Genomic DNA, 21,797 nt, shown 5'->3' with positions numbered 1-21,797 from the left:
AGGGCGCGAGTCCGACAGTTGCCCGCCGCTTGCTTTCGCAGTTCCGGCAACATGTCTATGTTTTGATATGGAGGATCATTTGGACATCACTGCGTTTGTGCTGGGTGGGGGCGGGGTGCTCGGCGCCCACGAGGTGGGCATGCTCCGCGCCCTCGCGGAAGCCGGCATCACCCCCGACCTGGTCGTCGGCACCTCGGTCGGCGCCCTCAACGGCGTCCTGCTCGCCGCCTCCCCCGACACCGCCGTCGACCGCCTGTCCGAACTGTGGGGATCCTCCATTGTCCGTACGGCTTTCGCCGGCTCGTGGGTCACCCGGCTGTCCACTCTCGCCAGAACCGGCACCCACCTGCACCCGATCGAACCCCTGCGCGACCTGATCGGCGCGGCCATCCCTGAGACGTTCGAGGAACTCCAGATCCCGTTCCAGTGCGTCGCCGCCTCCATCGAAGGCGCCTCCGCCCGCTGGTTCTCGGCCGGCCCCCTCGCCGACGCCGTCCTCGCCTCCTGCGCCGTCCCCGGCCTCCTTCCGCCGGTCCGAATCGGCGACGAGCATTACCTGGACGGCGGTCTCGTGCACAGCATCCCCGTCGGCCGGGCCGTCCAGCTCGGGGCCCGCCGCATCTTCGTCCTGCACGTCGGCCGCATCGAACGCCCGCTGACCCCGCCCAGCAAACCCTGGGAAGTCGGCCTGGTGGCCTTCGAAATCGCCCGCCGCCACCGTTTCACCGAGGAAATGGCCTCGCTCCCCGCCGACGTCGAAGTGCACGTCATGCCGGCGGGCTTCAACGGCAGACCCGGCCTGTCCGACCTCCGCTACCGCGACTCCTCCAAAATCAGCGACCACATCGCCCGCGCGTACTACGCCTCGTCGGACTACCTGTCCGCCCTGACCGCTCCCACTTCGCCATGAGCACGCGAGGCGAGCCTTCGCGTGAATCTGTTCGTCCCTCGGCCGCGCGTTTCCCGGCAATACCTGAAGTTCGTTCTCCGGTCGCGTCGTTACCGGCGCGGGCGGGAGTTAGGAGCCGGCCATGGTGCCGCCCCGGATTATCCGGCGCCTGATCTTCGCGCCGCTCGTGATCGCGCTGACGCTGGCCGTCATCGTCACGCTGCCGATCTGGCTGCTCGTGGCCTTCCTGGCTTCGCTCCGGCTGCCGCCGCCGCAACGGCGGGGGATGCGATTACTCGCGTTCGCGGTCATCTGGCTGGCTCTGGAATCGGCGGCGCTGATCGCCTGCCTCGGGCTGTGGATCGCGAGTGGCTTCGGCGGCCGGATCCACGTCGAGGCCAACCAGGAACGCCACTACTCGCTGATCCGCTGGTTCCTCTCCCGCGTCTACGCCGCCGCCGTCCGGATCTTCCGCCTCTCCGTCGACATCGACGAACCCGAATTCACCCCCGAGGAAGCCTCCCGCCGCCTCACCCGCCCCGTGATCGTCCTGTCCCGCCACGCGGGCCCCGGCGACTCGTTCCTCCTCGTTTACCACCTCCTGGCCCGGTACCACAGACGCCCCCGCATCGTCATGAAAGCCGCCCTGCAATTCGACCCGTCACTCGACGTGGTCATCAACCGCTTACCCAACGCCTTCGTCCCGCGAAAGGTCGCGGAAAGCGGAATCATCACCGAAATCGAACGCCTGGCCGCCGGAATGAACGCCGTCGACGCCCTGGTCATCTTCCCGGAGGGCGGCAATTTCACCCCGCTCCGCCGCCGCCGCGCCATCGGCCGCCTCCGTGAGAAGGGCCTCCGCGAAGAAGCCGCCCGCGCCGAATCCCTCGACCACCTCCTTCCGCCCCGCCCCAACGGCGCCATCGCCGCGATCGAGTCCTGCCCGGCCGCCGACGTCATCTTCGTCGCCCACACCGGCTTGGACGACCTCATCACCATCGGCGACGTCTGGCGCAAACTTCCAGCCCGCGCCCGAATCCGCGCCAAGTGGTGGCGTTTCCCCGCCGACCAGGTCCCCCGCACCCGCGAATCCCAGATCACCTGGCTCTTCGACCAGTGGACCCAAATCGACAACTGGATCACCGAGAACCGCCCGTCTCAGCTGACGGTCACGGAATAACTCTGGAGTGGCCCACACCGCTCGCTCAGCACCGTGTTCCGCCTCGGCGCATCCCGTGAGGGAACACGCGTTCGAGTCCCACCCGGCCCAGCTACTAATTTTGGCATTGTTAGCAGCTAATTAGCTGCTAACAGGACACCAATTAGCAGGTGATCATGAAGCATGTCCGGGGCCATGCTCACCTACGCCCTTCCCGATGAGGTGCTTCGTGGCGTCGAGGCGGTGAGCCGGCACACCAGCGGCCAGATCGGCGCGCCGAACCTGGTCACCGACGAGAACACCAAAGACCGCTACATTGTGCGATCACTCATCGAGGAAGCCATCACTTGGAAGGCGCATCCACGACGCATCGGGTCGCGAAGGACATGTTGCGAACCGGCAGGCCGCCGCGCGACCACGACGAACGAATGATCGTCAACAACTTTCTCGCGATGCGGCGGATAGGCGAGATCCGGCACGAACGCATGACTCCTGAGCTGATCTGTGACATCCACCGACTGGTCACCGACGGCACCCTTGATACGGCGGAGACGGCAGGTCGTATCCAACTCCCCGGCGAACAGAGGGTGGTCGTCGTCGACCACCTCGGCGAGGTGCTACACGAGCCGCCGGCCGCCGTGGAACTTCCGAGGCGGCTGGAGCGCCTCTGTGAATTCGCCAATGCGACAACAGATGGCGCATACGTGCCGCCGGTGGTCCGCGCGATCGTGATTCACTTCATGCTGGCGTACGACCACCCGTTCGCGGATGGGAATGGGAGAACAGCCCGAGCTCTCTTCTATTGGTCGATGCTCAACCAGGAGTACTGGCTTACCGAGTTCGTATCCATCTCCCGGCTGCTCAAGAAGGCGCCATCGAAATACGCCCGCAGTTTCCTGCACAGCGAGCACGACGAAGGCGACCTGACCTATTTCATTATTTATCAGCTTGAGATCCTTCAGCGAGCGATCAAGGACCTGATCGCTTATCTCGACCGGAAGTCCGCCGAGACGAAGCGCTTCCAGGAAGCGCTTGCCGGACGCGCGAGCGACTTCAGCCATCGTCAAGTAGCCGTTCTCCAGCGTGCGATCGCGCATCCACCGACCCATTTCACGGTGCAGTCTCACGCGACCAGCCACAAGGTGGCCATCCAAACAGCCAGGAACGACCTGCGCGACCTGGAGGGCCGCGGGCTACTGGTCCGTATCGCTCAGGGACGCGGCTACGCATGGACTGCCCCGGCCAACCTTGCCGATCTTCTTTCAGGTTAACGATCTTCGAAGTCGGACGCTTACGCACGTCTTACCCCCCGCCGAATTGAATCGGCTCTGAATGGGAGGGTGAGTGATGACTGATCCTGAGTTCAAGCCGGCCGAGGAGCTGGCGTACGAGCCGGTCCGGCGGCCGAAGAGGCGCGCTCTGGTGGCGGGGGTGGCGACGGCGTTATTGGTCGTCGGCGGAGTGGGAGTGGCTGCGGCCGCTTCTTCCCCCACACCGAGCGGAAGCGAGTCACCGACGGCGGTTCCGTCGGGGGAACCGAGTCCTGGCCTGCCGCCCGGAAAGCCGGGGCCTGGGCACAAGGGCGGCTGGGGGCCGCTACGAGGCGGCATGTTCGGGGCACTGCACGGGGAATTCGTAGTGCCGAAGGAGGGCGGCGGATACGAAACCGTCTCCATGCAGAGCGGAAAAGTGACGGCGGTCGATCAATCGTCGGTCACCGTCCGCAGCGAGGACGGATTCTCGCGGACTTACTCGATCGCGGACACGACTCGGGTCGACGGCGGGCGCGAGGGCATCGGCTCGGTGAAGGTCGATGACGACGTGACCGTGCTCGCGACCGTGGCGGACGGCAAGGCGACCGCGACCATGCTGATCAACGCCACCCGACCGGCCCGGCCGGGCTGGTTCGACCAGCGCGGCGGCAACCGCGAGTGGAAAATCGGGCCCGAAGAGCTCCAGCGAGGAGACCGATTCCCACGCCGAATCCCCATGAATCCCGACGAGCTGAAGCCCATCCCGTCACCGCCCGACTCCCCCATCCCGGAATCGGCCACCCCGACACCAACAGCCTGACAGACACGTAAGCCGGACCAGCCGCCGCCCTCGAATTCACGCGGCCGCCCCCGCCGGACGACCGGAGTCGGTCAGCTGTTGGTGAGGATGGAGAGGCGGTGGCGGTATTCGGCCTCGTCTATTTCGCCGGCGGCGTAGCGGCGGCGGAGGATTTCTTTGGGGTCGTCGGTGCGAAAGGAATGGCGGGGGCGGCGGGAGAGGACGACGACTGTGACGACGCCGGTGACGACGGCGAGGAGGAACAGGAGGGAGGCCGTCAGGAGAAGGGCGGTTGATGTCATCGTGCGCCTCCTGGGGGGATCGGCGGGAGCTGCGGGGGTGGGCCGTTCTCGATCAGGGTGCGGAGTGCGTCGGTATTCACATGCTGGTCAATGAGGTCGCCCAGTGCGTCGAGGCGGGCGGTTCGGAGTCCGGCGAAGGAAATGCCGGGGGCGGGGGTGAAAGGGCGTCCTGCGGTTGTCGCGATTTCGGTGAGGAAGGCCTGGCGGAAGGCGTCGTTTTCGAGGGCGCCGTGCCAGGTCGTGCCCCACACTGAGCCGGCTCGGCAGCCGTCGAGGAATGGCTGGGATGGGGCGGCGGGGTCCACGGTCACGGCGCCATGGTGAATCTCATAGGCGGCCACGCGGTGACCGTACGCCGTGCCGACGGGTCTGGCGAGGGTTTTTCCCGCGGCGAAGCGGACAGTGGCGGGGAGGAGTCCGAGGCCGGTTGTCCGGCCTTTCTTGGATTCGACGTCGTCGTGGATCGTGTGGGCGAGCATTTGGTAGCCGCCGCAGATGCCGAGAACAGGGCGGCCTGCGGCGGCTCGGGCCTGTACGGCTTGCGCGATGCCCGTCTCCCGTACCCACGCCAGGTCGGAAACCGTCGCCCGGGAGCCGGGCAGGATGACCAGGTCTGCGTCCTCCAGTTCATCCGCCGACCGGACGAACCGCACGACGACGCCCGGTTCACTGGCGAGCGCGTCGATGTCGGTGAAGTTGGAGATCCGGGGCAGCCGGACCACGGCGACCCGCAGGGAGTGCGGCCGGTAGACCTGCGAGGGCCGGTTGTCGAGGGCCAGCGAGTCCTCGGCGTCGAGCCAGAGACCGTCAAGCCACGGCAGCACGCCGTAGGTCTCCCGGCCGGTCAGGTCATAGAGCATGTCGAGGCCGGGGGCGAGGAGTTCGGGCGCGCCCCGGAACTTGTTGATCACAAATCCGGCGATCAGGGACTGGTCGGCGGCGTCCAGCAGGGCGACCGTCCCGTACAGCGAGGCAAAGACACCACCACGGTCGATATCGCCGACGACGATCACGGGGAGCCGGGCGGCCTGGGCGAGGCCCATGTTGGCGATGTCGCCGGCCCGCAGGTTGATCTCGGCGGGGCTTCCGGCGCCTTCGCAGATCACCACGTCGTACTCGGCGCGGAGCCGGGTCAGCGACTCCACGGCCACCTCACGCAGGCGGGCTTTGTACGCGCCGTACTCCATCGCGTCGACGTCGGCGATCGCCCGGCCGAGCACGACGACCTGGCTCCGGCGATCACTGCCCGGTTTGAGGAGGATCGGGTTCATATCAGCGGTCGGCTCAATGCCGCAGGCGGCCGCCTGGGTCGCCTGGGCGCGGCCGATCTCCGCGCCGTCCGCGGTGACGAAGGAGTTCAGGGACATGTTCTGCGCCTTGAAGGGCGCCACCCGCACGCCCTGCCGGGCCAGCCAGCGGCAGATACCCGCCGTCACCACACTCTTCCCGGCATCCGAGGTGGTCCCCGCGACCAGCAGCGCGCCCTTCATCGGCCCGCCCGGAAATGGCGGACCAGGATCGCCAGCCCGGCGGCGGTCCACGAGACGGCTCTGGCCAGGCGCACAGAACGGCGGATGTCGGGAAGCGCGGGGGGCGGGCCGTCGCCCAGTTCGGGCCGGCGTTCGACGCGTCCCGCGTAGTTGTTGACGCCGCCGAGGCGTACCCCGAGCGCGCCGGCGAAGGCGGCCTCGCACTGGCCGGAGTTGGGGCTGGGGTGGCGATCGCCGTACCGGGCCAGGACGGTGATCGTCGTGTACGGCGAGCCGCCGACGACGGGGGCGAGCGCGGCGGTGAGCAGCGCGGTCACGCGGGCGGGCAGGTAGTTGGCGAGGTCGTCAAGGCGGGCCGAGGCCCAGCCGAAGCGCGCATAGCGTGGGGAACGGTGGCCGACCATGGCGTCCAGCGTGTTGACGGCCCGGTAGGCGAGCAGCCCGGGAACACCGGCGACCGCACCCCAGAAAAGCGGCGCCACGACGGCGTCGGAGGTGTTTTCCGCGATGGATTCGACGGTCGCGCGGGCGAGTTCCGGCGATTGCAGTTCGGAAGGGTCACGTCCGCATAGATGGGGTAATCGTCTCCTTGCGGCGGTGATGTCGTCTCGTTCGAGCGCGTTGGCCATGTGCGTACCTTCACGGGCCAGCGTGGTTCCCCCGAGGACCGCCCAGGTGGCGGCAGCCGTCACCGCCGCACTAACCAGCGGCCGGCCCCGGCTCGCGCGCTCCGCGAGCACGCCGATCCCCGCCACGACCCCGGCACACACCCCGGCGAACAGCACCCCCCGCAACCGCGAATCCCGATATATCCGTCTCTCCAGGGCTGCCGCTCTCGACCCGAACACCGCGACCGGATGCCCCTTCCGAGGATCTCCGACCATGGCGTCCACCCCGACCCCGACCGCCATCCCCACCGCGACCGCCCCTGACCTGATCACTCCGGCATTCTCCCCCATCCCCGCACAATCAGCTCAGACGGGGTAGAGCACTAGACCAAGTGGTCGCGCAGGACATCCTCATGAGCGTCGAGCCAGGCGCTGGCGCGTCTGATGCGCTGGCCCGCGCCGTTGGCCCACAGTTGCGCCCAGGAACCGCCGTGCGACTCCGCTTTCCTGCGCATCGCCAGGTACGAGCGATCGAACCGGAGCCGGGCGGTCGGCAGCAGGTTCCTGCGGTCGCGGGGCGTCAAGCCGTACGCGTCGGAGAAGAGGCGGAGGCGATGACCGATGTCGAGCCCGCGCTGGCGGGGGTCGCGGTCCAGCGGGTCGGCGATCGGAGCCCAGTGGCGGAGGGTGGTGACGACCTCGAACAGGCGGGTGGTCGGGCGGGCCAGATCGAAGTCGATCAGCGCGTGCGGCCGACCGGCGCGGAAGATGACGTTCTCCGGAGTGACGTCGCAGTGGCCGATGATCTCGGGGGCGTCGTCGGGGGTCGAGCCCTGCTCCCAGCGGGCGTCCGCGGGCGGGACGAACGTGGCGACCGCGTCGTGGTAGCGGCGCAGCAGGCGGGCGAGCGTGGCGAGGGTCTCGTCGGTCACCGCGTATCCGGGGAGGGGGCGGACGGCGGCGGTGCCGTCGATGTAGGTGAGGATCTCGCGGCCGGAGCCGTCGACGCCGAGCACGCGCGGAGCGCCGTCGAATCCGACGGATTCCAGGTGGCGGAGGAGGGCGTGCACAGCCGGAGTGGACGGTTTGAGCGGACGGCGCACGGTAAGGCCCACCCGGACCACACCTTCGGTGACCTCGCCACCGGTCAGGGGTATCTCAGCCTCGGCCCGTCGCTTCGTCGAGACGAACATGCCGCCTCAGCGTAGTGGCCCCGCCCTTCTCCTGAACGGGATTCGGAAACATCCGGGGCGATCAGATCGACCGCTGATACGACCCGAAGGCCCGAGTCGCCATATATCCGAGGAACAGGGCGACAACCGTGAGGTAGCCGAGATTCGCCCAGATCGTGCCCCAGTCGGGAGCCGCCGACAGCGCCTCGCGGGACGCCACGACCGCCCAGTCGACCGGGTTGAACCGGGACACGTTCCGGATCCAGTCCGGCGCCGCGCCCTGCGCCATCAGCGCCGACGACAGGAACGACAGCGGCAGCGCGATCATGATCGACAGGCCGATGAGGGCCTCTCTGCTCCGCAGCACCAGCGCGTACGCGTTGGAGATCGAGCAGAACGCCCCCGTCAGCAGAATCGTCGCGGCGAACGAGACCAGGATCCCGGGGAGCGTGTAGCTCGCGCCCAGCGGCCACCCGACCAGGAAGATGATCATCGTCTGGACCACGGTGACGATCGAGTTGTACGCCAGCGACGAAAGGATCAGCGCCCCACGCTTCAACGGCGTGGTGAGCATGCGATCCATCGTGCCCTGATCGATCATCTCGATGAACGTCATCCCGCTCCAGCTCGCGCCGAAGAGCACGTTCATCACGAGGATCCCGGGAATCAGGAAGTCGATGTAACTGGTCGCGCCGAACCCGGGCAGTTCCGCGACCCGCTTGAACAGTTCGCCGAACAGCAGCAGCCAGATCATCGGCTGGACCAGCGAGATCGCGACGAAGAACGGCTGCCGTAGCAACGTCCGGACGGACTGCAGGGTGAGGTAGCGGGCGTGCGTCGCCAGCGACCAACGGACCGGAGTCACACTGATCGTCGTCATGCCGCCACCCCTTCCGCGTCGGCGAACGAGCGTCCGGCATAGCGGAGGTAGACGTCGTCCAGGGATGGGCGGGCGACCGCGACGGACGACACGGCGATACCGGCTGAATCCAGGGCGGCCAGGACGGCGGGGACGGCGGTGGCGCCGTCGGAGACCCTGGCGCGGAGCGAGCGGCCGGACTGGGTGACCTCGGTGGCGATCCTGGCCAGGAGGGGATGGGCCTGGGCGATCGCGGCGGTGTCGGCGAGGTCGATGGTGATCGCGTCGCCGTGGAGCTCGTTCTTGAGGTCGTCGGGGGTGCCGGTGGCGACGACCTTGCCGCGGTCGACGATGGCCAGGCGGGAGGCGAGTTTGTCGGCTTCCTCCAGGTAGTGGGTGGTGAGCAGGACGGTGATCTGGTCCTCGGCGGCGAGGCGGGTGAGTTCGGTCCGCATTTCGGCGCGGGATTCCGGGTCGAGGCCGGTGGTGGGCTCGTCCAGGAAGAGCACGCGGGGGTGGTGGATCAGGCCCATGGCGACGTCGAGTTTGCGCTGCATTCCGCCGGAGTAGGTGCGGCTGGGGCGGTCGGCGGCGTCGGTGAGGCCGAATCGGGTGAGCAGGTGGTCGGTCCTGGATTTGAGGGCGGCGCGGCGGAGGCCGTACAGAGCGCCCTGAAGGTGGAGGTTCTCACGACCGGTGGCGGCGGGATCGACACTGGTCTTCTGCGGAACACACCCAATAACCTGCCGCACCTTTTCCGGAAATTTCGTGACATCGAGGTTGGCGACGTGGGCGGTGCCGCTGGTCGCGATCGAGAGTGTGGTCAGGACTTTGACGGTGGTGGACTTGCCCGCGCCGTTGGGGCCGAGCAGTCCGAAGACCGTGCCCGGTTCGACGTCGAGACTCAGCCCGTCCAGGGCACGGACCTTGCCGTACTCCTTGACCAGGGCTACTGCGTTGATCATTTACGTGACCTTTCCGGCCACGCGCGTACCATGTCTTCTGATGCGTTGACTGGTCGCCCGCGGGTGGCCTGTTGGCTATTCGCCCCGGTGCCGTGCTGCAACACGCCGCCGGGGCCTTCTTCACTGCTGGTGGAACGTCACTGCTGGTGGAACGTCACTGCTGGTGGAAATCCCGCCACATCGCCAGTCCCTCGATCGTCTCCTCACGGATCTCCTGCACCAGCGACGAGACGAATTCCAGTTCGGTACGGCGAAGCGCGATTCGGTACTCCCATTCGATGTACAACAACCGGGGCAACTTGCTCATGGACGAGTGCCCCCGCAGCCCTTCGGCCGCGGCCAGTTCCTGCTCAAGCCTGGACACGCGCTCCTCAAGCAGCCGTACCGCCTCATCTGGCTTCAGACAGGCCAGCAGCGACAGCGCGGCCTCGAACTGGGTGAACTCCCGGGTGGGCACCGCGACCAGCTCACTCAGCCAGTCGAGCAACTCGACCGTGCCCGGCTCGGCGATCGCGTACACAGTGCGCTCCGGACGGCGTCCGTCCCGCTGGACCTCCTGGGCCGTGACCAGGCCCCGGCGCTCCAGCGACTGCACGACCGAGTAGAGCGAACCGTAGTTGAGCTTGATGCTGTCCTCTTTGCGACGCTCCCTGAGGGTTGTCGCCATCTCGTACGGATGCATCGGCCGCTCGTAGAGCAGGGCGAGCACCGCGAGCGCGAGCGGATTGCTGCGTTGCCGGGTCGCCATGGCCGATCCCTCCTTACTCGGACTCGCGTACTCGGAATCGAGTATTTTCGAGATACATCGCGAGTGTCAAGAGCCCTCGGCGGAATCGTCCCCTTCATCGAACCCCGAATGGGAACATGTCCGGCATGCCGGTCTTAGCTCCCAAGGCACGGCATCATTGTCAGTTGTCAGACATATCCGACGGGCACTCCCCCATCGCCTGGAGCCACCATGTCGCAGTACCCGCAGGGCCCGCAGCAGTACGGCCCGCCCGGCTACTACTACCCGCCACAGCCGCCGCCCAGGAAGAGCAGCGCGCCGCTGATCCTGCTGGTCATCGCGATCTTCGTCGTGGTGGTGGGCGTCAGTGCCGGCGTGCTGGTGGCGATCGGCCGGACGGCGGGCGACACACCGGTGGCTGCGGCAACGAAAACGGGCACTCCGACCAAGACCGTGGACACCACAGCCGAGCCCGAGGAGACGGAGGCTCCGCGCGGAGGCACGCAGCGGCTGGGCCGGACGATCGAACTCCACGGCATCCAGGACACGACGGTGGTCCGGGTGATGGCGACTCGCGTGATCGCGGGAGCTCGGCCTGCTAATCAGTACATAACTCCCAAGTCTGGGTATCAGTACATCGCTGTCGAACTGCTGTTGAAGAACGTGGGCGAGGATCTCTACAACGACGCCCCGACGAACAGCGGCAAACTGATCGACGCGGATGGCCAGCAGTACAGCGCCACCTATGCCGAAGTTCACGACGGTGTCGCCCTCAACGGCCTGGTCACAATTTCCAGCGGCGACAGCCGCAAGGGCGTGCTCGTGTTCGAGGTCCCCCGGCGTACGAAACTGACGCGGTTCCAGTTCGTCCTGAACAGCGGCTACGGCAAGGACCAGGGCGTATGGTCCATCCCGGGCTGACCGGGTTCAGATACTCAGATTCGATCGCCGGGAGAGAGCCGCGCATGCTCGGCCAGCGCGAGTTCGACATACTGCCGGACCGTCGCCGGCGTCTTCCACCCGCCGACCCGCATCAGGTTCAGCGGATCCCCGCCCTCCCGGAGATACCCACTCGCCATCGTGTGCCGGAACCGATGCGGGAACACGCCCGGAATCCCCGCTTCCTCGCCACGCCGATGCAGCATCTGCTGAATCCCCGCAGCCGTCAGCCGCCGATCCCCGCCATGCGCGGTCACTCCCCGCTCCGGCAGCCACAACCACGGCGAAGACGCATGCTTCAGCCGGGTACGGGCCCGCAGATACCGATCCACCGCCGCCGCCGACTTACGCCCAAGCGGCGCCAGATACCCCTCCCCACCCGGAAGCGTGATCCGCAACACATGCCGGGCAAGCCACACATCGTTCGCGTCCGGATCGGTCGCGCTGTACCGCAGCCCCGCCAGCGCGGACACCCGCATCCCGTTGTCCATCAGAATCCGCATGATCGCCGTATCCCGCCGATCGATCCACGAATCCCCCGCGCAAACCGCCAGCAGCCTGGCCAACTCCTCCTCGCTGAGCGGCCGAACCGGCTTCCGATCCACCTTCGGCGGCTCGACCTCCGCCAGCGGCGTGCCCCCCGCCCGCTCCCCCTCCGCGACCAGCCAGCCGAAGAAGACCCGCAGGTTCCGAAAATGCTTGTGCGCGTTCCCCGGCGAGGACACTTCCAACGTATGGGCGAGAAAGGCGCGTATGTCATCCGCCCCGACCCCGTCCACGTCCGCCCGCATCCCCTCATCGATCAGAAACGCCGACAGCCCCCGTACGCTGTCCAGGTAGCTGCGGATCGTCCCCGGCGACTTGTGCCCTGCCTGCAGCGACAGCTCCCACGAAGGAAGCAGCTCGGCAAGCGTCGGAGACACGGGCATCTGTCTTCGGGGGCGGACCATCGCTCCTCCAAAAATCCGACGCTGTTCCAGCACAGCCCAGCTATGCTAGCTTCGCACAAGACCGGCAAATAAGCTGGTCAACGCAGCAGCGGAAGCGCCCATAGCTCAGCCGGATAGAGCATCGGACTTCTAATCCGACGGTCGGGGGTTCGAATCCCTCTGGGCGCGCTTCCACGATCAGGCCAATCCCTCTTCTCACCTGGGGTAACGCCCGTTCTTCCCCTGCCGGGATGTGCCATCGGAGGCACCCGGACTTGGACCACCTCTGCCTGCGCGGCCCAAGCCCGGACCCTCGCCGACCTATACCGCTCCGCCGTGCAACTGGCCGCGCCCACGATCGACCCGGACTCCCGCGCCGCGTCACCAGGCCGTCTCGCCCGGCCGCGCCTGTAGCCCGGCGAGACACCGCAGCTGGGTCCGCTGTCGCCTCCCAGCGAGACGTACTGGCGGTGCTTGGATACCGCGAGCCCAAACGCGGATTGCCTAGCCGAAAAGCGGGATTGGGACTCTCCACATTAAAGCGGATTCCGTAGTCATCTGATTACTCGACCGCGTTTCCATTTACCGTAGTGAGCGATCGGGAAAAGGTCTCGCCACCTGGTAAGACACCAAGGGCCACGGGCGTGGCCAAGTCCGAGGTGAATGCGGAATCCACTATTCCCTAGATAGTCCTATTTGACCTTTTGGGTCATGCGTGACGTAGATCACAATTATTCTCACTGTATTCAGGGTTGGAACTCTGCTCAAATTGCTCTGCCGCCACACAAGTAACCCAAGGCGCCAATAACTCGACGATGGGTGCCTCGTTGAGTTTGGTTCGTTGCTCCTTGAGTGCGTTTCCGCTGGCTCACACAGCGCGAGAGGAACGATGTGGCAATTCGTAATTCAACCACGGGGCGATTGGTCTGCGCGTCAGCAGCCACGATCTTGGGGGTGCTGATCTCGGGAGCCTCCGTGGCTCACGCGGACCCGGGTGTCGTGCCCGGATTATCAGCATCACCGCTGCCGTCTCCCGGCCTGACCGAGGAGCCCGAGCATCCGGATGCCCCCTACTGCGATCCCCGCTATGTGTATCGGGCGAAGAACCCGACGAACGCCCACCAGGGGGTCGGCGTAGGCCAGGCGAGCTACAACGGGACATCGAAGACGATCAAGTCGATCTTCTCGTCCAAGCAGTCGGGACCGTCGGCCTGACCACTCAGGCTTCGGTTACCGTCCAGGCCGGCGTGATCCTCGCCGGGGCGGAGGCTACGGCGGGGGTCAACCTGTCGGCCAGCCTGAGCGTCGAAATCGGTAATACGATCGAGGTTCCGACGCCGCCCAAAAAGACCGCCAACGCGTCATACGGCGTGTGGCGCAAGAAGACCTCGGGGAATTACGTCCAGATCTTCAGCAACTGTTCGGAGAAGGTCCGCAGTTCGGTGACGGCCTGGGCGCCATGGAAGATTGGCTGGAGAACGTGGGAGAGCTAGCCGTCGAGTAGTCGTTCATCTGGTACGGCGGTCGAGCGCGGATAGCTTTTCCGCTTCGGCCGTCGTACCTTCAGGAGGCTGGCGCGCGCTGGTCTCGTCGATTTGCGTTCGCCAGTGCGGTGTCCTATAAACCTTCGCCGGGTGGAGGGCTCACCGACCTCGACGATCGCAGTTCTCAAGCCGGTGAACGTTTATTGGACACCGTCCTAGAGCAAGGGGTGGTCGGTTGTGCGAGGCACCATGCTTACCTGTGGACTCGTTCTCGGGATGGTAGCCGCGTGTTCTCCTGAAGAAAGTGGGGGTTCCACGGCAACGACGACAGAACCGGAGGTCGTCGTCGTACGGGTATCGGCTCCGCCGGAGGGTGAGCCGGGATTACGGGTGCTCGCTACGAGTGGCCCGACCGAGGGAAGCGCGCCCGCCGGGGGAATCGACGTCAAGCCTGGCTCGCTCTTCGTGTCGCTGGACTGCGTCGGCGGGGCGACGCTCACGCTGAAACTGCCTCCCGTGACGGAGCTGGCCATTCCCTGCGCGGCCGACAAGGTGACCTCCACCTTCAACGAGGTCGTGCTCAAGAACGCGCGAGTGATCTCGCTGCGGGTGGAGGCTCCAGCCGAGGTCACTTGGGCGTTCAAGGTACAGCAGTGAGCCAGGCGTACCGAAGCCGTCAGAGCGTCGCAGGCTCGAATCCGAGGTCGCCTGAGTGATGGCGGCGGCACAGGACGCGGTAGTGAACTACAGCGTCGTCGGTGTCGGCGATCATGACCTGTTGACTCGCGCAGGCCATGGCGCTGCGGCGCGATGGCCTGCGACGGTCGGGGGTCCGAATCCGGTCCAGCCCTTCGGCCGTGGCCTTATCCACGCCCGGCAGGCTCACCTGCCCACTGGTGTGCGGATACTTAGCGCCCCGGGCTAGAGTGCAGTTATGAGCGCTCAGCCGATCCACGGGGATCCCGAGGACCCCCAAGAGATCCTGCGCGGCCTGCCAACTCGGGAGCGGCCGGAGTTCCTTCGCCAGTACCGGGCAGCGGTTGAATCCGCCCGTGACGACCTGGCCAGCTACACAGCTCTGAAGAGGCTGCTGCATCGGTGGAGCCTGACCGTGGTCGCGGTCAACCAGCCCGGCTACTACGAGGCGATCCAGGAAGCCAAGGACGGCGCTGGCGCGACCACGCCTCTTGATGAGGCCATCGCCAGCGAGTTGGCCCGCCGCCGGTGACCTTCCGCCCCCACTTGTCCGAGCGGGCGCTACGCCAACTCGGAGGCTTCCCTTCTGCGGCGCTCACCACCTTGGCCCAGGCGATGGCCGATGTCTGCGAGAACCCTTCGACCCGCTCACCAGCATGGCCACCGACGACCCGCAGGTGCGGCGGGCCGACTTCGGCGACCACGGCTTCGTCACGTACCTGATCCTCGACTCGGTCGAGATCGTCCGCGTCGTCGACATTCTGTGGGCAGGCTGATCCGGCGCGACGCACATACCACTAACACCGCTGGATCGGTCTAAACCCAGCCGCATCGTCATAGCGTGGAGCCATCTGCCCGCGGGCTCCGCCGCCGCCACAGTGACCTCGCGGCCATGTTTCAGAGGTCATCGGGACAGAAGTCCGGGTCCTCTTCGCTGGGCGTGACCGGCGCGTACTGCCGCAGCTCACCGTCCCTCAACATCGACACTCTGAAGAACGCCTCCTCCTGATCCATCACGAAGACCTGCAGCGCGTTCGGGCACCGCCAGGGCATCCGCCCAATGTGATCAAGGACTGCCTTCAGGTCGGCATGGTTGAGCGCACCGGCCCACACATCGCATTCGGGGTACTTCCACCCACCCCAGACCGTGTCCTCGGCAGTGATCTCGCGGAGAAAGCCACAGCCTCGCCCCGGCCTATCCCGCAGTGGAGCTTCCGTACGCAGCCACTCGCTCAACGCCTCCACGTTCGGACGGTCATCCGGATCAATCGACACCATCACGTTGGCGACCCAGCTCATCAGCCCATTGTCCGTCACCTCTAACGGGGCCGCCCTGGATTTTTCCCCCAAGAAAATCCCGGACCGATGTCCCTCGGTCGCGTTTCTGTCGGCTCCGATTGCTATAGATGGTGCCGTCACCCCCCCGACGATCGAGGATGCGCTGATGGCAGTAGTCACCTTTCGCGACGAGACCGCGACGGGCAAGGCGTTGGAGGAGTTCACCCTGCCCGATCTGCCGGAGCGGATCTCCGCCCGGGAGCTGGTACGGCTTCGCGTCCGCGAGGAGGTCGCCCGCTACAACGCCGCCCCCTCCCACCACTTCCGCGGCCTGGTCCGGCCGAACGACGCCGAAGCCGAGCTGAACGGCTACCGGATGCGTACCACCCGCAGGCTCGACTGGGAGAAGCAGGCCGACGCCGCCGAGGCCGCCTTCACCCGCAACGGCTTCCTGCTGCTGATCGGCGACCGGCAGATCGAAAACCTGGACCTGGAGATCGACCTCACCGTCGACCCGGTCGTGTCCTTCGTCAAGCTCGTCCCCCTGGTCGGAGGCTGACATGGGCGTCGTCGACGAACTCCCCGCCGAGCACCGCGCCTGGCTGAACGGCCTGGACCAGGCCAGTCTCGATGTCTTCGCCCAGTTGGACGCGGTCTACGAATATCGCTACGTCTCGCCGCAGCCGACGCTGGCCGACACCCCGATGGGGAAGCTGGCCCAGGATTGGGGCGATGCCGAGTGGCGGGCCATGGGAGTGTGGGCGCAACTGCGCATGCACATCCTCTGGCAGCGGCAGAACGGGCCCGGATACTGCTGGATCCTGATGACAGTGCCAACGGCGGTCGCCCGGCGCAAGCTCGGCTGGACTCCGGCGGAGATCGACCTGCTGTGGCGGACGGCCGCCGTCCCGCCGGGCAACGCGCAGCAGCGCGAGGAGCTGTTCAAGGTGCCGGTCGCCGTGCTCAAGCGGCTGTCCACCGCCGAGCGTGAGCCGTACCTGGAGCACCTCCGCCGGGCTGACACCTACCTGAACGAGCACGAGTGGACGGCGAAATGGTCGGCCAGACGTTTCCTCGACGACGTGCTGAGCGAGCATTCGGGCGGCGACGCCGCGGCCTCTGCGAAGGCTCTCCTCACCACGCACGACGAGTTCGCCGTGCTGCTGGCCGAGGAGTACGCCGTTCGCCTCGGTGCCGCGGACGTGCTGCCCCTGCTGCGGCACTGGACCACGGCCACGTCCGCCAGGCCCTCCGCGAAGTGGCTGAAGCAGGCGGCCGCCTTGGGCACGCCCGATGCCGTCGCCGTGGCCAGAGAGGTGCTCGGCCGGATCCCGGCCCACCGCGAGAAAGTCGAACGGCGTCGCCACGACGACTACGAGTGGACGGTCATCACCTATCTCCACGAACGCACTGCCATGATCCTGCGCGGCATGGTCTGGACCTGTGAGCCGATCGACGAGCCGTGGGTGACCCCGCTGCTGGGCGACGTCGCCGTGGCCACCGGCACCGGGATCGGCGGGGCGGGAGCCAACGCGCGCAGCGAACTGCTGGCCAACGCCGCGATCGGGGTGCTTGCCCGGCGCGGCGGGCTGGAGGTGGTCAGCCAGTTGGCCAGAGTGCAGGCGAAAGTGCGCAAGAAGACCATTCTGGCGGGAGTCACCAGGACGCTGGATGCGGTAGCCGTACAGACCGGGCTGTCTCCGGAGCAGTTGCTGGAGCGCACTGTCCCGACGTTCGGGTTGGGTCCCGACGGCACCCGTACCGAGCATGGCCTGCGGTTGGGCATCGACGGCGTCGTGGACTTCGTCGATCCTGCCGGCAAGATACGCAAGACGATTCCCAAGGCCGTCCGCGAAGAGCACGCGGAGTTGCTGGCGGAGATCAAAGCGACCGCCAAGGAACTGAAGAAGGCGCTGCCCGCCGAACGTTTCCGCATCGAGCGGGCGCTGGCCACCGAACGCCAGTGGCGCTGGCACGAGGTGTGCGAGTTCTACCTCGACCATCCCATCACCGGGCAGTACGGCAGATCCTTGATCTGGGAGGTCCTCCAGGGGCCCTCGGGGCTTCCAGTCCAGGTTGACGGCGTCTGGGAGCTGACCGACCCGGCGGGACACCGGATCCAGCCCCGCCCAGAAACCCCGGTCCACATCTGGCACCCCATCTCCCACACCATGGACGAGGTCCGCACCTGGCGCGACCACCTGATCGAGACAGGTCTGCGCCAGCCGTTCAAGCAGGCTTTCCGCGAGGTCTACCTGCTCACCCCCGCCGAGGAGGAGACACGCGACCACTCGCGCCGCTTCACCGGGCATCTCCTCCGGTACGGCCAGGCCAAAGCCCTGTTGACGGAACGCGGCTGGACCGGCATGTCACTGGGCCACTGGGGCTGGGAGTACGGTTCCGACCAGGCCGACGCCACCAAGGCCCTGCCCGGCGGACGCACCGCACACTGGGATTTTCACCTGGACGAGGGGTCCGCCGAGCGGGACAACGTCGGCACCGTCTCCATCTGCGTCAGCGGGCATCTCCGCTTCACCGACGACCGCGGGGCCACGATCCCACTGGCTCAGCTCGATCCGCTGGCCCTGTCGGAGGCGTTACGTGACGCCGACCTGGCCGTGGGCGTCGCTTCGACCGGGCTGGACCCCGAGGGCACCGGCGAATACTGGCAGTCCTACGGATTCGGCGACTTGCCGGAAACCGCCCAGATCCGTCGGGACGCCCTCACCCGGCTGCTGCCTCGCCTGGCCATCGCCGACCGCTGCACCCTCACCGACCGGTTCCTGCATGTACGGGGTGACCTGCGCACCTACAAGATCCACCTCGGCTCGGGCAACATTCTCATGGAACCCAACGACGCCTACCTGTGCATCGTCTCCCGTGGCAGTGGCGACCAGCTCTTCCTGCCTTTCGAGGAGAACGGCGGCATGCTGTCGATCATCTTGTCGAAGGCGTTCCTGCTGGCCGCCGACACCGCCATCACCGACCCGTCCATCACTCGCCAACTGACCTAGCTGGGGTCGTGCCATTGCCGGACCGCGGCCAAGTGCTCCGGCCGGCCGATCGCCACGAGATCGGAGCGGTAAAGACCGATCGCGCCGGGTTTGTCGAGGTCGGCTCGCGAGCACGGCCGCAGGACGTCGTTCAGCTCGTCCACCAGGAAAACCCAGCGATAGCGGGCGAAGACGACGTCGAGCACTTCGCCCGCATCGCAGCCGCAGTTCGCCTGGAGCTCGGGATGCAGTTCGAACAGCAGCGTCGGCGAGGCGGCCAGAGCCTCGGCCGCGCCTCGCAGCACGAAGCCCTCGTAACCCTCGACATCGATCTTGATGATGTCGGGCGGGCCAAGACCACCACCGGCCAGGTAGGCGTCGATCGACGTCATGGGCCTGGTGACCGCGCCGGCGGGCGTGCCGACGTTCGCCGCCGCGGCCGAATTCTTACCGGACTGCTCGCCCGACAGGTGCACGGGTCAGCTCACCGCACGACTCCCCCACGGCCACCGGCTCCACGGTCACGCGGCCGGTCAGCTCGTTGCGCTCCACGTTGCGTCGCAGGTAGGCGACGTTCTCCGGCACCGGCTCGAAGGCGATCAACCTGCCGCCTTGGGAGAGGTGCCGCGCCGGTGCAGGCGTACACACCGATGTTCGCCCCGACGTCGATGATCGACTGACTGACCGAGGCCAGCCGCTCGAAGACGGAGACCTCGAACTCCTCGTAGTAGCCCCCCAGACCGAAGGCATGATCGTCGCGTCCCATACCGGGCCAGCCAGCACAACCCCCCGGTAGTGCGCCTCGACATCCCGATTCCCGGCGGTGACCCCCAACCGGAACACCACATGATAAAGCCGATTGACCAGGGCGAATCGCCGCACACTGCGGCCTCGCAGCAGCGCGCGAACCACCCGGCTCCTGTTCGCCGCTTTGGCCGCCCGCATCACCCCGATGGCAAGATCCCGTCGTAATCGCCTCATCGATGTGGCCATAGCGTGAATTTTGCGCTAACCGCGGTTCATGCGGGCAAAAATCACTCACGATCCCACGCCCCTCGGGACTTCGGGATACTAGACGGAACATGGATCAAAATTCCGCGGCGAACCGCCTCACCTCCTTCGGCACACAGCTACTCGAAGTACACATCTGGCTCCGCGAGATGCTGGAAGACCTCCGGGACAGCATCGACGCCTACTTCAACGGCAACGGCCTCCCGCCCCGAGACCTCCGCGCCCACTGCCTTTCCTTCTGTACGGCGTTGACCCGCCACCACACCGGCGAAGACCGGGGCGCGTTCCCGACTATCGCCGAGGACTTCCCCGACCTGCGCAAAGTCCTCTCCGACCTGCGCGCCGACCACAACCAGCTGGACTGGCTGCTGGGGAACCTACAGAACCTCCTCGAATCCCTCCCGGAGAAACCCGACCCGACCACGGCGTCGAAGGTCCGCGAGGAAGTGACAGCACTGTCGGCGATCATGCAAACGCACTTCATCTACGAGGAGAAGCAGCTGATCTCCGTACTCAACTCGATGGACGTGCCCGAATGGCACGAAAACCGACCCGACTTCCTGCAGATCGACGACGAGGACGGGTACCGCTGAGCTGCGGGCCGCTCAGTCCGAGTCCTGGTACGGCCCACCACGCCAGGAGGGCATCGGCCTCTCGCCGACGGCCACCTCGTAGGCGGCACTGGCAATAAGTCGGGTGGAGTCCAGCGTGGGCAAAGGCGAAACTTCGGGCGTCACCAGAAGCGGAATCTCCGTGCATACGAGCGCGACCGCATCGCATCCACGATCGGCCAACTGAGAGATGACCCGCACATACTCCTGACGCGACGCATCAGTGAACACGCCGCTGACCAGCTCATCGAAGATGATCCTGTTGATCACCTCTCGATCGTCCGGATCCGGCAACTCGGTCGCGATCCCGCGCGCCGCGAACGCGCGAGGGTAAATCGGCCCATCCATCGTGTACCTGGTCCCAAGCACGGCAACTCGGGTACGCCCATCACGCACGGCCTGATCGGCGACCACCTCAGCGATGTGCAGCCCCGGCAGCGCGAGGTCAGGACCGGGCCGTTCGAGAGCCAGGTGCGCGGTGTTGTCCGGACAGGCGAAAAAGGCAGCCCCGGCCCGCGCCAGCCGATCCACGCTCACGGCCAGCGTCGCCCTGACCGAGTCATGATCACCCGAATCCCAGGCGGCCATGCTGTAACCAAACGCAATGTAGTCAAGCGTCACACCCGGATGCTCATGACGCCCGGTACGGCGATACGCCTCCTGGCAGTACGCCAAAAAACTGAGCGCCGCCCCCTCGGTACTGTGCGCCAAAATGCCGAAGTGGTTCATAGTTCCCTCGCTAACAGCAATCCAGACCACGGGCGACGAGAGCCGAAACGGTTCATCGCTAACCCCAAAACATCGATTATGGCTCCGGCCCACGCCGACTGACGCCTTGCTCGACGACGTACGGCGTCCACACAGGGCACAACCAGCGGACCACTGCGCAGGGTCATCTTCGTGTTCGACCCCTGGCGGTCGGCGATCCTGCTGGTCGGCGGGGACAAATCAGGGGACTGGTCCGGCTGGTACCGGCGGGCCATCCCGCAAGCCGAGGAACTGTACGCGCACTATGTGAAAGAGCGGGAAGAGGAGGAAGGGCGGCTATGACGAACTTTCCCAAGTGGAGCGATGTACGCCCCGGCATTGTCGCCGACGCCGGTGGCGAGCAGGCGGTCGCCGAGGCCCGCAAGCGCAATCAGGCCTACATCGACGGACACCGCCTCGCCGAACGCCGTACCGCCCAGGACCTGACCCAGGCCGAGGTGGCTGATCGGATGTGCGTCACCAAGAGCCGAGTCTCACAGATCGAGCGAGGCGAGGTGTCCGCCGTCGAGGCCATCGCCCGATACGTCCAGGCCCTCGGCGGCCACCTCCAGATCTCCGCCGTCTTCGGCGACGACCTGTACATCCTGCGCGGCACCGACACCCACGCCGCGTAACCCCTCGCCGGCCCTGCATACATGCGAGCCGTGCTTGGTTCCGTTCGATTCCTTGGATCAAACCTTGATCTGGGACCACCGCCACCTTCTGCACGCATCGCGAGCTTGAGACCTAAGGCGGCCACCAGCGGCAAAAGACCGCAGCACGATCGGGTTTGCCATGCCCATGGTTCGGCGCTGGCCAAAGTATCCGGGGTTTACCGTGAACCTTTGTCCCGGTAGGCAAGGCCTGTGCGGTGGAATGGATTTCG

Annotated in this window: 27 protein-coding genes and 1 tRNA gene; 16 read left to right on the top strand and 12 right to left on the bottom strand. The window is 66.5% G+C overall.

Features of this window, described 5'->3' with window-relative positions; genetic code table 11:
- Positions 1–79: 79 nt before the first annotated feature.
- From Acor_RS09290 to Acor_RS42765, 5 genes are all read left to right on the top strand, one after another.
- A complete protein-coding gene (locus Acor_RS09290; protein WP_246238523.1) occupies positions 80–910 on the top strand; it encodes a patatin-like phospholipase family protein in 831 nt (276 codons plus the stop codon).
- Positions 911–1,031: 121 nt separating this feature from the next.
- Positions 1,032–2,069 carry a 1-acyl-sn-glycerol-3-phosphate acyltransferase gene (locus Acor_RS09285; RefSeq protein WP_155336156.1) on the top strand — a complete coding sequence of 346 codons (1,038 nt, stop codon included), beginning with the start codon at positions 1,032–1,034 and terminating at the stop codon, positions 2,067–2,069.
- Between the two features lie 162 nt (positions 2,070–2,231).
- A complete protein-coding gene (locus Acor_RS09280) occupies positions 2,232–2,480 on the top strand; it encodes a hypothetical protein (RefSeq protein ID WP_155336155.1) in 249 nt (82 codons plus the stop codon).
- Positions 2,477–3,319 carry a Fic family protein gene (locus Acor_RS09275; RefSeq protein ID WP_170316856.1) on the top strand — a complete coding sequence of 281 codons (843 nt, stop codon included), beginning with the start codon at positions 2,477–2,479 and terminating at the stop codon, positions 3,317–3,319. Before Acor_RS09280 ends, Acor_RS09275 begins: the two co-directional genes overlap by 4 nt.
- Positions 3,320–3,395: 76 nt before the next feature.
- Positions 3,396–4,121, top strand: a complete 726-nt coding sequence (locus tag Acor_RS42765; protein ID WP_174876124.1) for a hypothetical protein — start codon at positions 3,396–3,398, stop codon at positions 4,119–4,121.
- 71 nt (positions 4,122–4,192) lie between these two features.
- On the opposite strand, the gene Acor_RS09265 is transcribed toward Acor_RS42765, so the two are convergent.
- The 7 genes from Acor_RS09265 to Acor_RS09235 form a co-directional block, all read right to left on the bottom strand.
- Positions 4,193–4,402 carry an SHOCT domain-containing protein gene (locus Acor_RS09265; RefSeq protein ID WP_155336153.1) on the bottom strand — a complete coding sequence of 70 codons (210 nt, stop codon included), beginning with the start codon at positions 4,400–4,402 and terminating at the stop codon, positions 4,193–4,195.
- Complete coding sequence (locus tag Acor_RS09260; protein WP_155336152.1) at positions 4,399–5,892, bottom strand: cobyric acid synthase; 1,494 nt, start codon at positions 5,890–5,892, stop codon at positions 4,399–4,401. Before Acor_RS09260 ends, Acor_RS09265 begins: the two co-directional genes overlap by 4 nt.
- The gene (locus Acor_RS09255; protein ID WP_174876123.1) at positions 5,889–6,851 is read right to left on the bottom strand and encodes a cobalamin biosynthesis protein; all 963 of its coding nucleotides are present in this window, start codon (positions 6,849–6,851) and stop codon (positions 5,889–5,891) included. Before Acor_RS09255 ends, Acor_RS09260 begins: the two co-directional genes overlap by 4 nt.
- A gap of 32 nt (positions 6,852–6,883) precedes the next feature.
- A complete protein-coding gene (locus Acor_RS09250) occupies positions 6,884–7,693 on the bottom strand; it encodes a phosphotransferase (protein ID WP_155336151.1) in 810 nt (269 codons plus the stop codon).
- Positions 7,694–7,754: 61 nt separating this feature from the next.
- Positions 7,755–8,552, bottom strand: coding sequence for an ABC transporter permease (locus Acor_RS09245; protein ID WP_155336150.1), 798 nt, complete (start codon positions 8,550–8,552; stop codon positions 7,755–7,757).
- Positions 8,549–9,496: an ATP-binding cassette domain-containing protein gene (locus Acor_RS09240; RefSeq protein WP_155336149.1), complete on the bottom strand. Its 948-nt coding sequence runs from the start codon at positions 9,494–9,496 to the stop codon at positions 8,549–8,551. The genes Acor_RS09245 and Acor_RS09240 overlap by 4 nt, the downstream gene beginning before the upstream one ends.
- A gap of 154 nt (positions 9,497–9,650) precedes the next feature.
- On the bottom strand, positions 9,651–10,244 hold the full coding sequence (locus Acor_RS09235) for a PadR family transcriptional regulator (protein ID WP_155336148.1): 594 nt from the start codon (positions 10,242–10,244) through the stop codon (positions 9,651–9,653).
- Between the two features lie 210 nt (positions 10,245–10,454).
- Here Acor_RS09235 and Acor_RS09230 point away from each other — a divergent pair, with 210 nt between their 5' ends.
- Positions 10,455–11,144, top strand: a complete 690-nt coding sequence (locus Acor_RS09230; protein WP_155336147.1) for a DUF4352 domain-containing protein — start codon at positions 10,455–10,457, stop codon at positions 11,142–11,144.
- A gap of 14 nt (positions 11,145–11,158) precedes the next feature.
- Here the strand turns inward: Acor_RS09230 and Acor_RS09225 are convergent, their stop codons facing one another.
- Complete coding sequence (locus Acor_RS09225; protein ID WP_170316855.1) at positions 11,159–12,085, bottom strand: tyrosine-type recombinase/integrase; 927 nt, start codon at positions 12,083–12,085, stop codon at positions 11,159–11,161.
- Between the two features lie 121 nt (positions 12,086–12,206).
- Here Acor_RS09225 and Acor_RS09220 point away from each other — a divergent pair.
- The 5 genes from Acor_RS09220 to Acor_RS09200 all read left to right on the top strand — a co-directional run bounded on the left by Acor_RS09220 (position 12,207) and on the right by Acor_RS09200 (position 14,803).
- Positions 12,207–12,280, top strand: a tRNA-Arg gene (locus Acor_RS09220).
- Positions 12,281–13,066: 786 nt separating this feature from the next.
- A complete protein-coding gene (locus tag Acor_RS09215) occupies positions 13,067–13,306 on the top strand; it encodes a hypothetical protein (RefSeq protein WP_155336145.1) in 240 nt (79 codons plus the stop codon).
- Positions 13,307–13,338: 32 nt separating this feature from the next.
- Positions 13,339–13,584 (top strand): hypothetical protein, encoded by a 246-nt coding sequence (locus Acor_RS09210; RefSeq protein ID WP_155336144.1) that lies wholly within the window; start codon positions 13,339–13,341, stop codon positions 13,582–13,584.
- 381 nt (positions 13,585–13,965) lie between these two features.
- Positions 13,966–14,232: a hypothetical protein gene (locus Acor_RS09205; RefSeq protein WP_155336143.1), complete on the top strand. Its 267-nt coding sequence runs from the start codon at positions 13,966–13,968 to the stop codon at positions 14,230–14,232.
- A 277-nt stretch (positions 14,233–14,509) separates the two neighbouring features.
- Complete coding sequence (locus Acor_RS09200; protein ID WP_155336142.1) at positions 14,510–14,803, top strand: DUF6247 family protein; 294 nt, start codon at positions 14,510–14,512, stop codon at positions 14,801–14,803.
- Between the two features lie 365 nt (positions 14,804–15,168).
- On the opposite strand, the gene Acor_RS09195 is transcribed toward Acor_RS09200, so the two are convergent.
- A complete protein-coding gene (locus tag Acor_RS09195) occupies positions 15,169–15,570 on the bottom strand; it encodes a squamosa promoter-binding protein 15 (RefSeq protein WP_155336141.1) in 402 nt (133 codons plus the stop codon).
- A 145-nt stretch (positions 15,571–15,715) separates the two neighbouring features.
- Between Acor_RS09195 and Acor_RS09190 the strand changes: the two genes are divergently transcribed.
- Both Acor_RS09190 and Acor_RS09185 read left to right on the top strand, forming a co-directional pair.
- Positions 15,716–16,108: a hypothetical protein gene (locus Acor_RS09190; protein WP_155336140.1), complete on the top strand. Its 393-nt coding sequence runs from the start codon at positions 15,716–15,718 to the stop codon at positions 16,106–16,108.
- 1 nt (position 16,109) lies between these two features.
- Positions 16,110–18,563 (top strand): DUF4132 domain-containing protein, encoded by a 2,454-nt coding sequence (locus tag Acor_RS09185; protein WP_155336139.1) that lies wholly within the window; start codon positions 16,110–16,112, stop codon positions 18,561–18,563.
- Here Acor_RS09185 and Acor_RS09180 read toward each other — a convergent pair.
- A complete protein-coding gene (locus Acor_RS09180) occupies positions 18,560–19,018 on the bottom strand; it encodes an FkbM family methyltransferase (RefSeq protein WP_155336138.1) in 459 nt (152 codons plus the stop codon). The genes Acor_RS09185 and Acor_RS09180 overlap by 4 nt on opposite strands.
- Entirely contained in the window at positions 18,990–19,145 is a 156-nt protein-coding gene (locus tag Acor_RS09175) for a class I SAM-dependent methyltransferase (RefSeq protein WP_155336137.1), read from the bottom strand. The genes Acor_RS09180 and Acor_RS09175 overlap by 29 nt, the downstream gene beginning before the upstream one ends.
- 479 nt (positions 19,146–19,624) lie before the next feature.
- Between Acor_RS09175 and Acor_RS09170 the strand changes: the two genes are divergently transcribed.
- On the top strand, positions 19,625–20,146 hold the full coding sequence (locus Acor_RS09170) for a hemerythrin domain-containing protein (RefSeq protein WP_155336136.1): 522 nt from the start codon (positions 19,625–19,627) through the stop codon (positions 20,144–20,146).
- 12 nt (positions 20,147–20,158) lie between these two features.
- Here the strand turns inward: Acor_RS09170 and Acor_RS09165 are convergent, their stop codons facing one another.
- Positions 20,159–20,893 carry an aspartate/glutamate racemase family protein gene (locus Acor_RS09165; protein WP_155336135.1) on the bottom strand — a complete coding sequence of 245 codons (735 nt, stop codon included), beginning with the start codon at positions 20,891–20,893 and terminating at the stop codon, positions 20,159–20,161.
- Between the two features lie 171 nt (positions 20,894–21,064).
- On the opposite strand from Acor_RS09165, the gene Acor_RS09160 reads away from it, so the two are divergent.
- Both Acor_RS09160 and Acor_RS09155 read left to right on the top strand, forming a co-directional pair.
- Positions 21,065–21,214, top strand: coding sequence for a hypothetical protein (locus Acor_RS09160; RefSeq protein ID WP_246238522.1), 150 nt, complete (start codon positions 21,065–21,067; stop codon positions 21,212–21,214).
- Complete coding sequence (locus Acor_RS09155) at positions 21,211–21,546, top strand: helix-turn-helix domain-containing protein (protein ID WP_155336134.1); 336 nt, start codon at positions 21,211–21,213, stop codon at positions 21,544–21,546. Before Acor_RS09160 ends, Acor_RS09155 begins: the two co-directional genes overlap by 4 nt.
- The last annotated feature ends 251 nt before the right edge of the window (positions 21,547–21,797 follow it).

It is taken from the genome of Acrocarpospora corrugata (assembly GCF_009687845.1).
Classification (GTDB): Bacteria; Actinomycetota; Actinomycetes; order Streptosporangiales; family Streptosporangiaceae; genus Acrocarpospora; species Acrocarpospora corrugata.
This window is presented reverse-complemented; position numbering and strand designations above follow the sequence as displayed.

Bases quoted from the DNA above. Each gene is read 5' to 3' on its own strand.
- Acor_RS09280 (WP_155336155.1), top strand. From the start codon at position 2,232: ATGTCCGGGGCCATGCTCACCTACGCCCTTCCCGATGAGGTGCTTCGT.
- Acor_RS09200 (WP_155336142.1), top strand. From the start codon at position 14,510: ATGAGCGCTCAGCCGATCCACGGGGATCCCGAGGACCCCCAAGAGATC.
- Acor_RS09155 (WP_155336134.1), top strand. From the start codon at position 21,211: ATGACGAACTTTCCCAAGTGGAGCGATGTACGCCCCGGCATTGTCGCC.
- Acor_RS09260 (WP_155336152.1), bottom strand. From the start codon at position 5,892: ATGAAGGGCGCGCTGCTGGTCGCGGGGACCACCTCGGATGCCGGGAAG.
- Acor_RS09165 (WP_155336135.1), bottom strand. From the start codon at position 20,893: ATGAACCACTTCGGCATTTTGGCGCACAGTACCGAGGGGGCGGCGCTC.
- Acor_RS09255 (WP_174876123.1), bottom strand. From the start codon at position 6,851: ATGGGGGAGAATGCCGGAGTGATCAGGTCAGGGGCGGTCGCGGTGGGG.
- Acor_RS09265 (WP_155336153.1), bottom strand. From the start codon at position 4,402: ATGACATCAACCGCCCTTCTCCTGACGGCCTCCCTCCTGTTCCTCCTC.
- Acor_RS09240 (WP_155336149.1), bottom strand. From the start codon at position 9,496: ATGATCAACGCAGTAGCCCTGGTCAAGGAGTACGGCAAGGTCCGTGCC.
- Acor_RS09285 (WP_155336156.1), top strand. From the start codon at position 1,032: ATGGTGCCGCCCCGGATTATCCGGCGCCTGATCTTCGCGCCGCTCGTG.
- Acor_RS09250 (WP_155336151.1), bottom strand. From the start codon at position 7,693: ATGTTCGTCTCGACGAAGCGACGGGCCGAGGCTGAGATACCCCTGACC.
- Acor_RS09185 (WP_155336139.1), top strand. From the start codon at position 16,110: ATGGGCGTCGTCGACGAACTCCCCGCCGAGCACCGCGCCTGGCTGAAC.
- Acor_RS09190 (WP_155336140.1), top strand. From the start codon at position 15,716: ATGGCAGTAGTCACCTTTCGCGACGAGACCGCGACGGGCAAGGCGTTG.
- Acor_RS09235 (WP_155336148.1), bottom strand. From the start codon at position 10,244: ATGGCGACCCGGCAACGCAGCAATCCGCTCGCGCTCGCGGTGCTCGCC.
- Acor_RS09230 (WP_155336147.1), top strand. From the start codon at position 10,455: ATGTCGCAGTACCCGCAGGGCCCGCAGCAGTACGGCCCGCCCGGCTAC.
- Acor_RS42765 (WP_174876124.1), top strand. From the start codon at position 3,396: ATGACTGATCCTGAGTTCAAGCCGGCCGAGGAGCTGGCGTACGAGCCG.
- Acor_RS09170 (WP_155336136.1), top strand. From the start codon at position 19,625: ATGGATCAAAATTCCGCGGCGAACCGCCTCACCTCCTTCGGCACACAG.
- Acor_RS09275 (WP_170316856.1), top strand. From the start codon at position 2,477: ATGATCGTCAACAACTTTCTCGCGATGCGGCGGATAGGCGAGATCCGG.
- Acor_RS09195 (WP_155336141.1), bottom strand. From the start codon at position 15,570: ATGAGCTGGGTCGCCAACGTGATGGTGTCGATTGATCCGGATGACCGT.
- Acor_RS09245 (WP_155336150.1), bottom strand. From the start codon at position 8,552: ATGACGACGATCAGTGTGACTCCGGTCCGTTGGTCGCTGGCGACGCAC.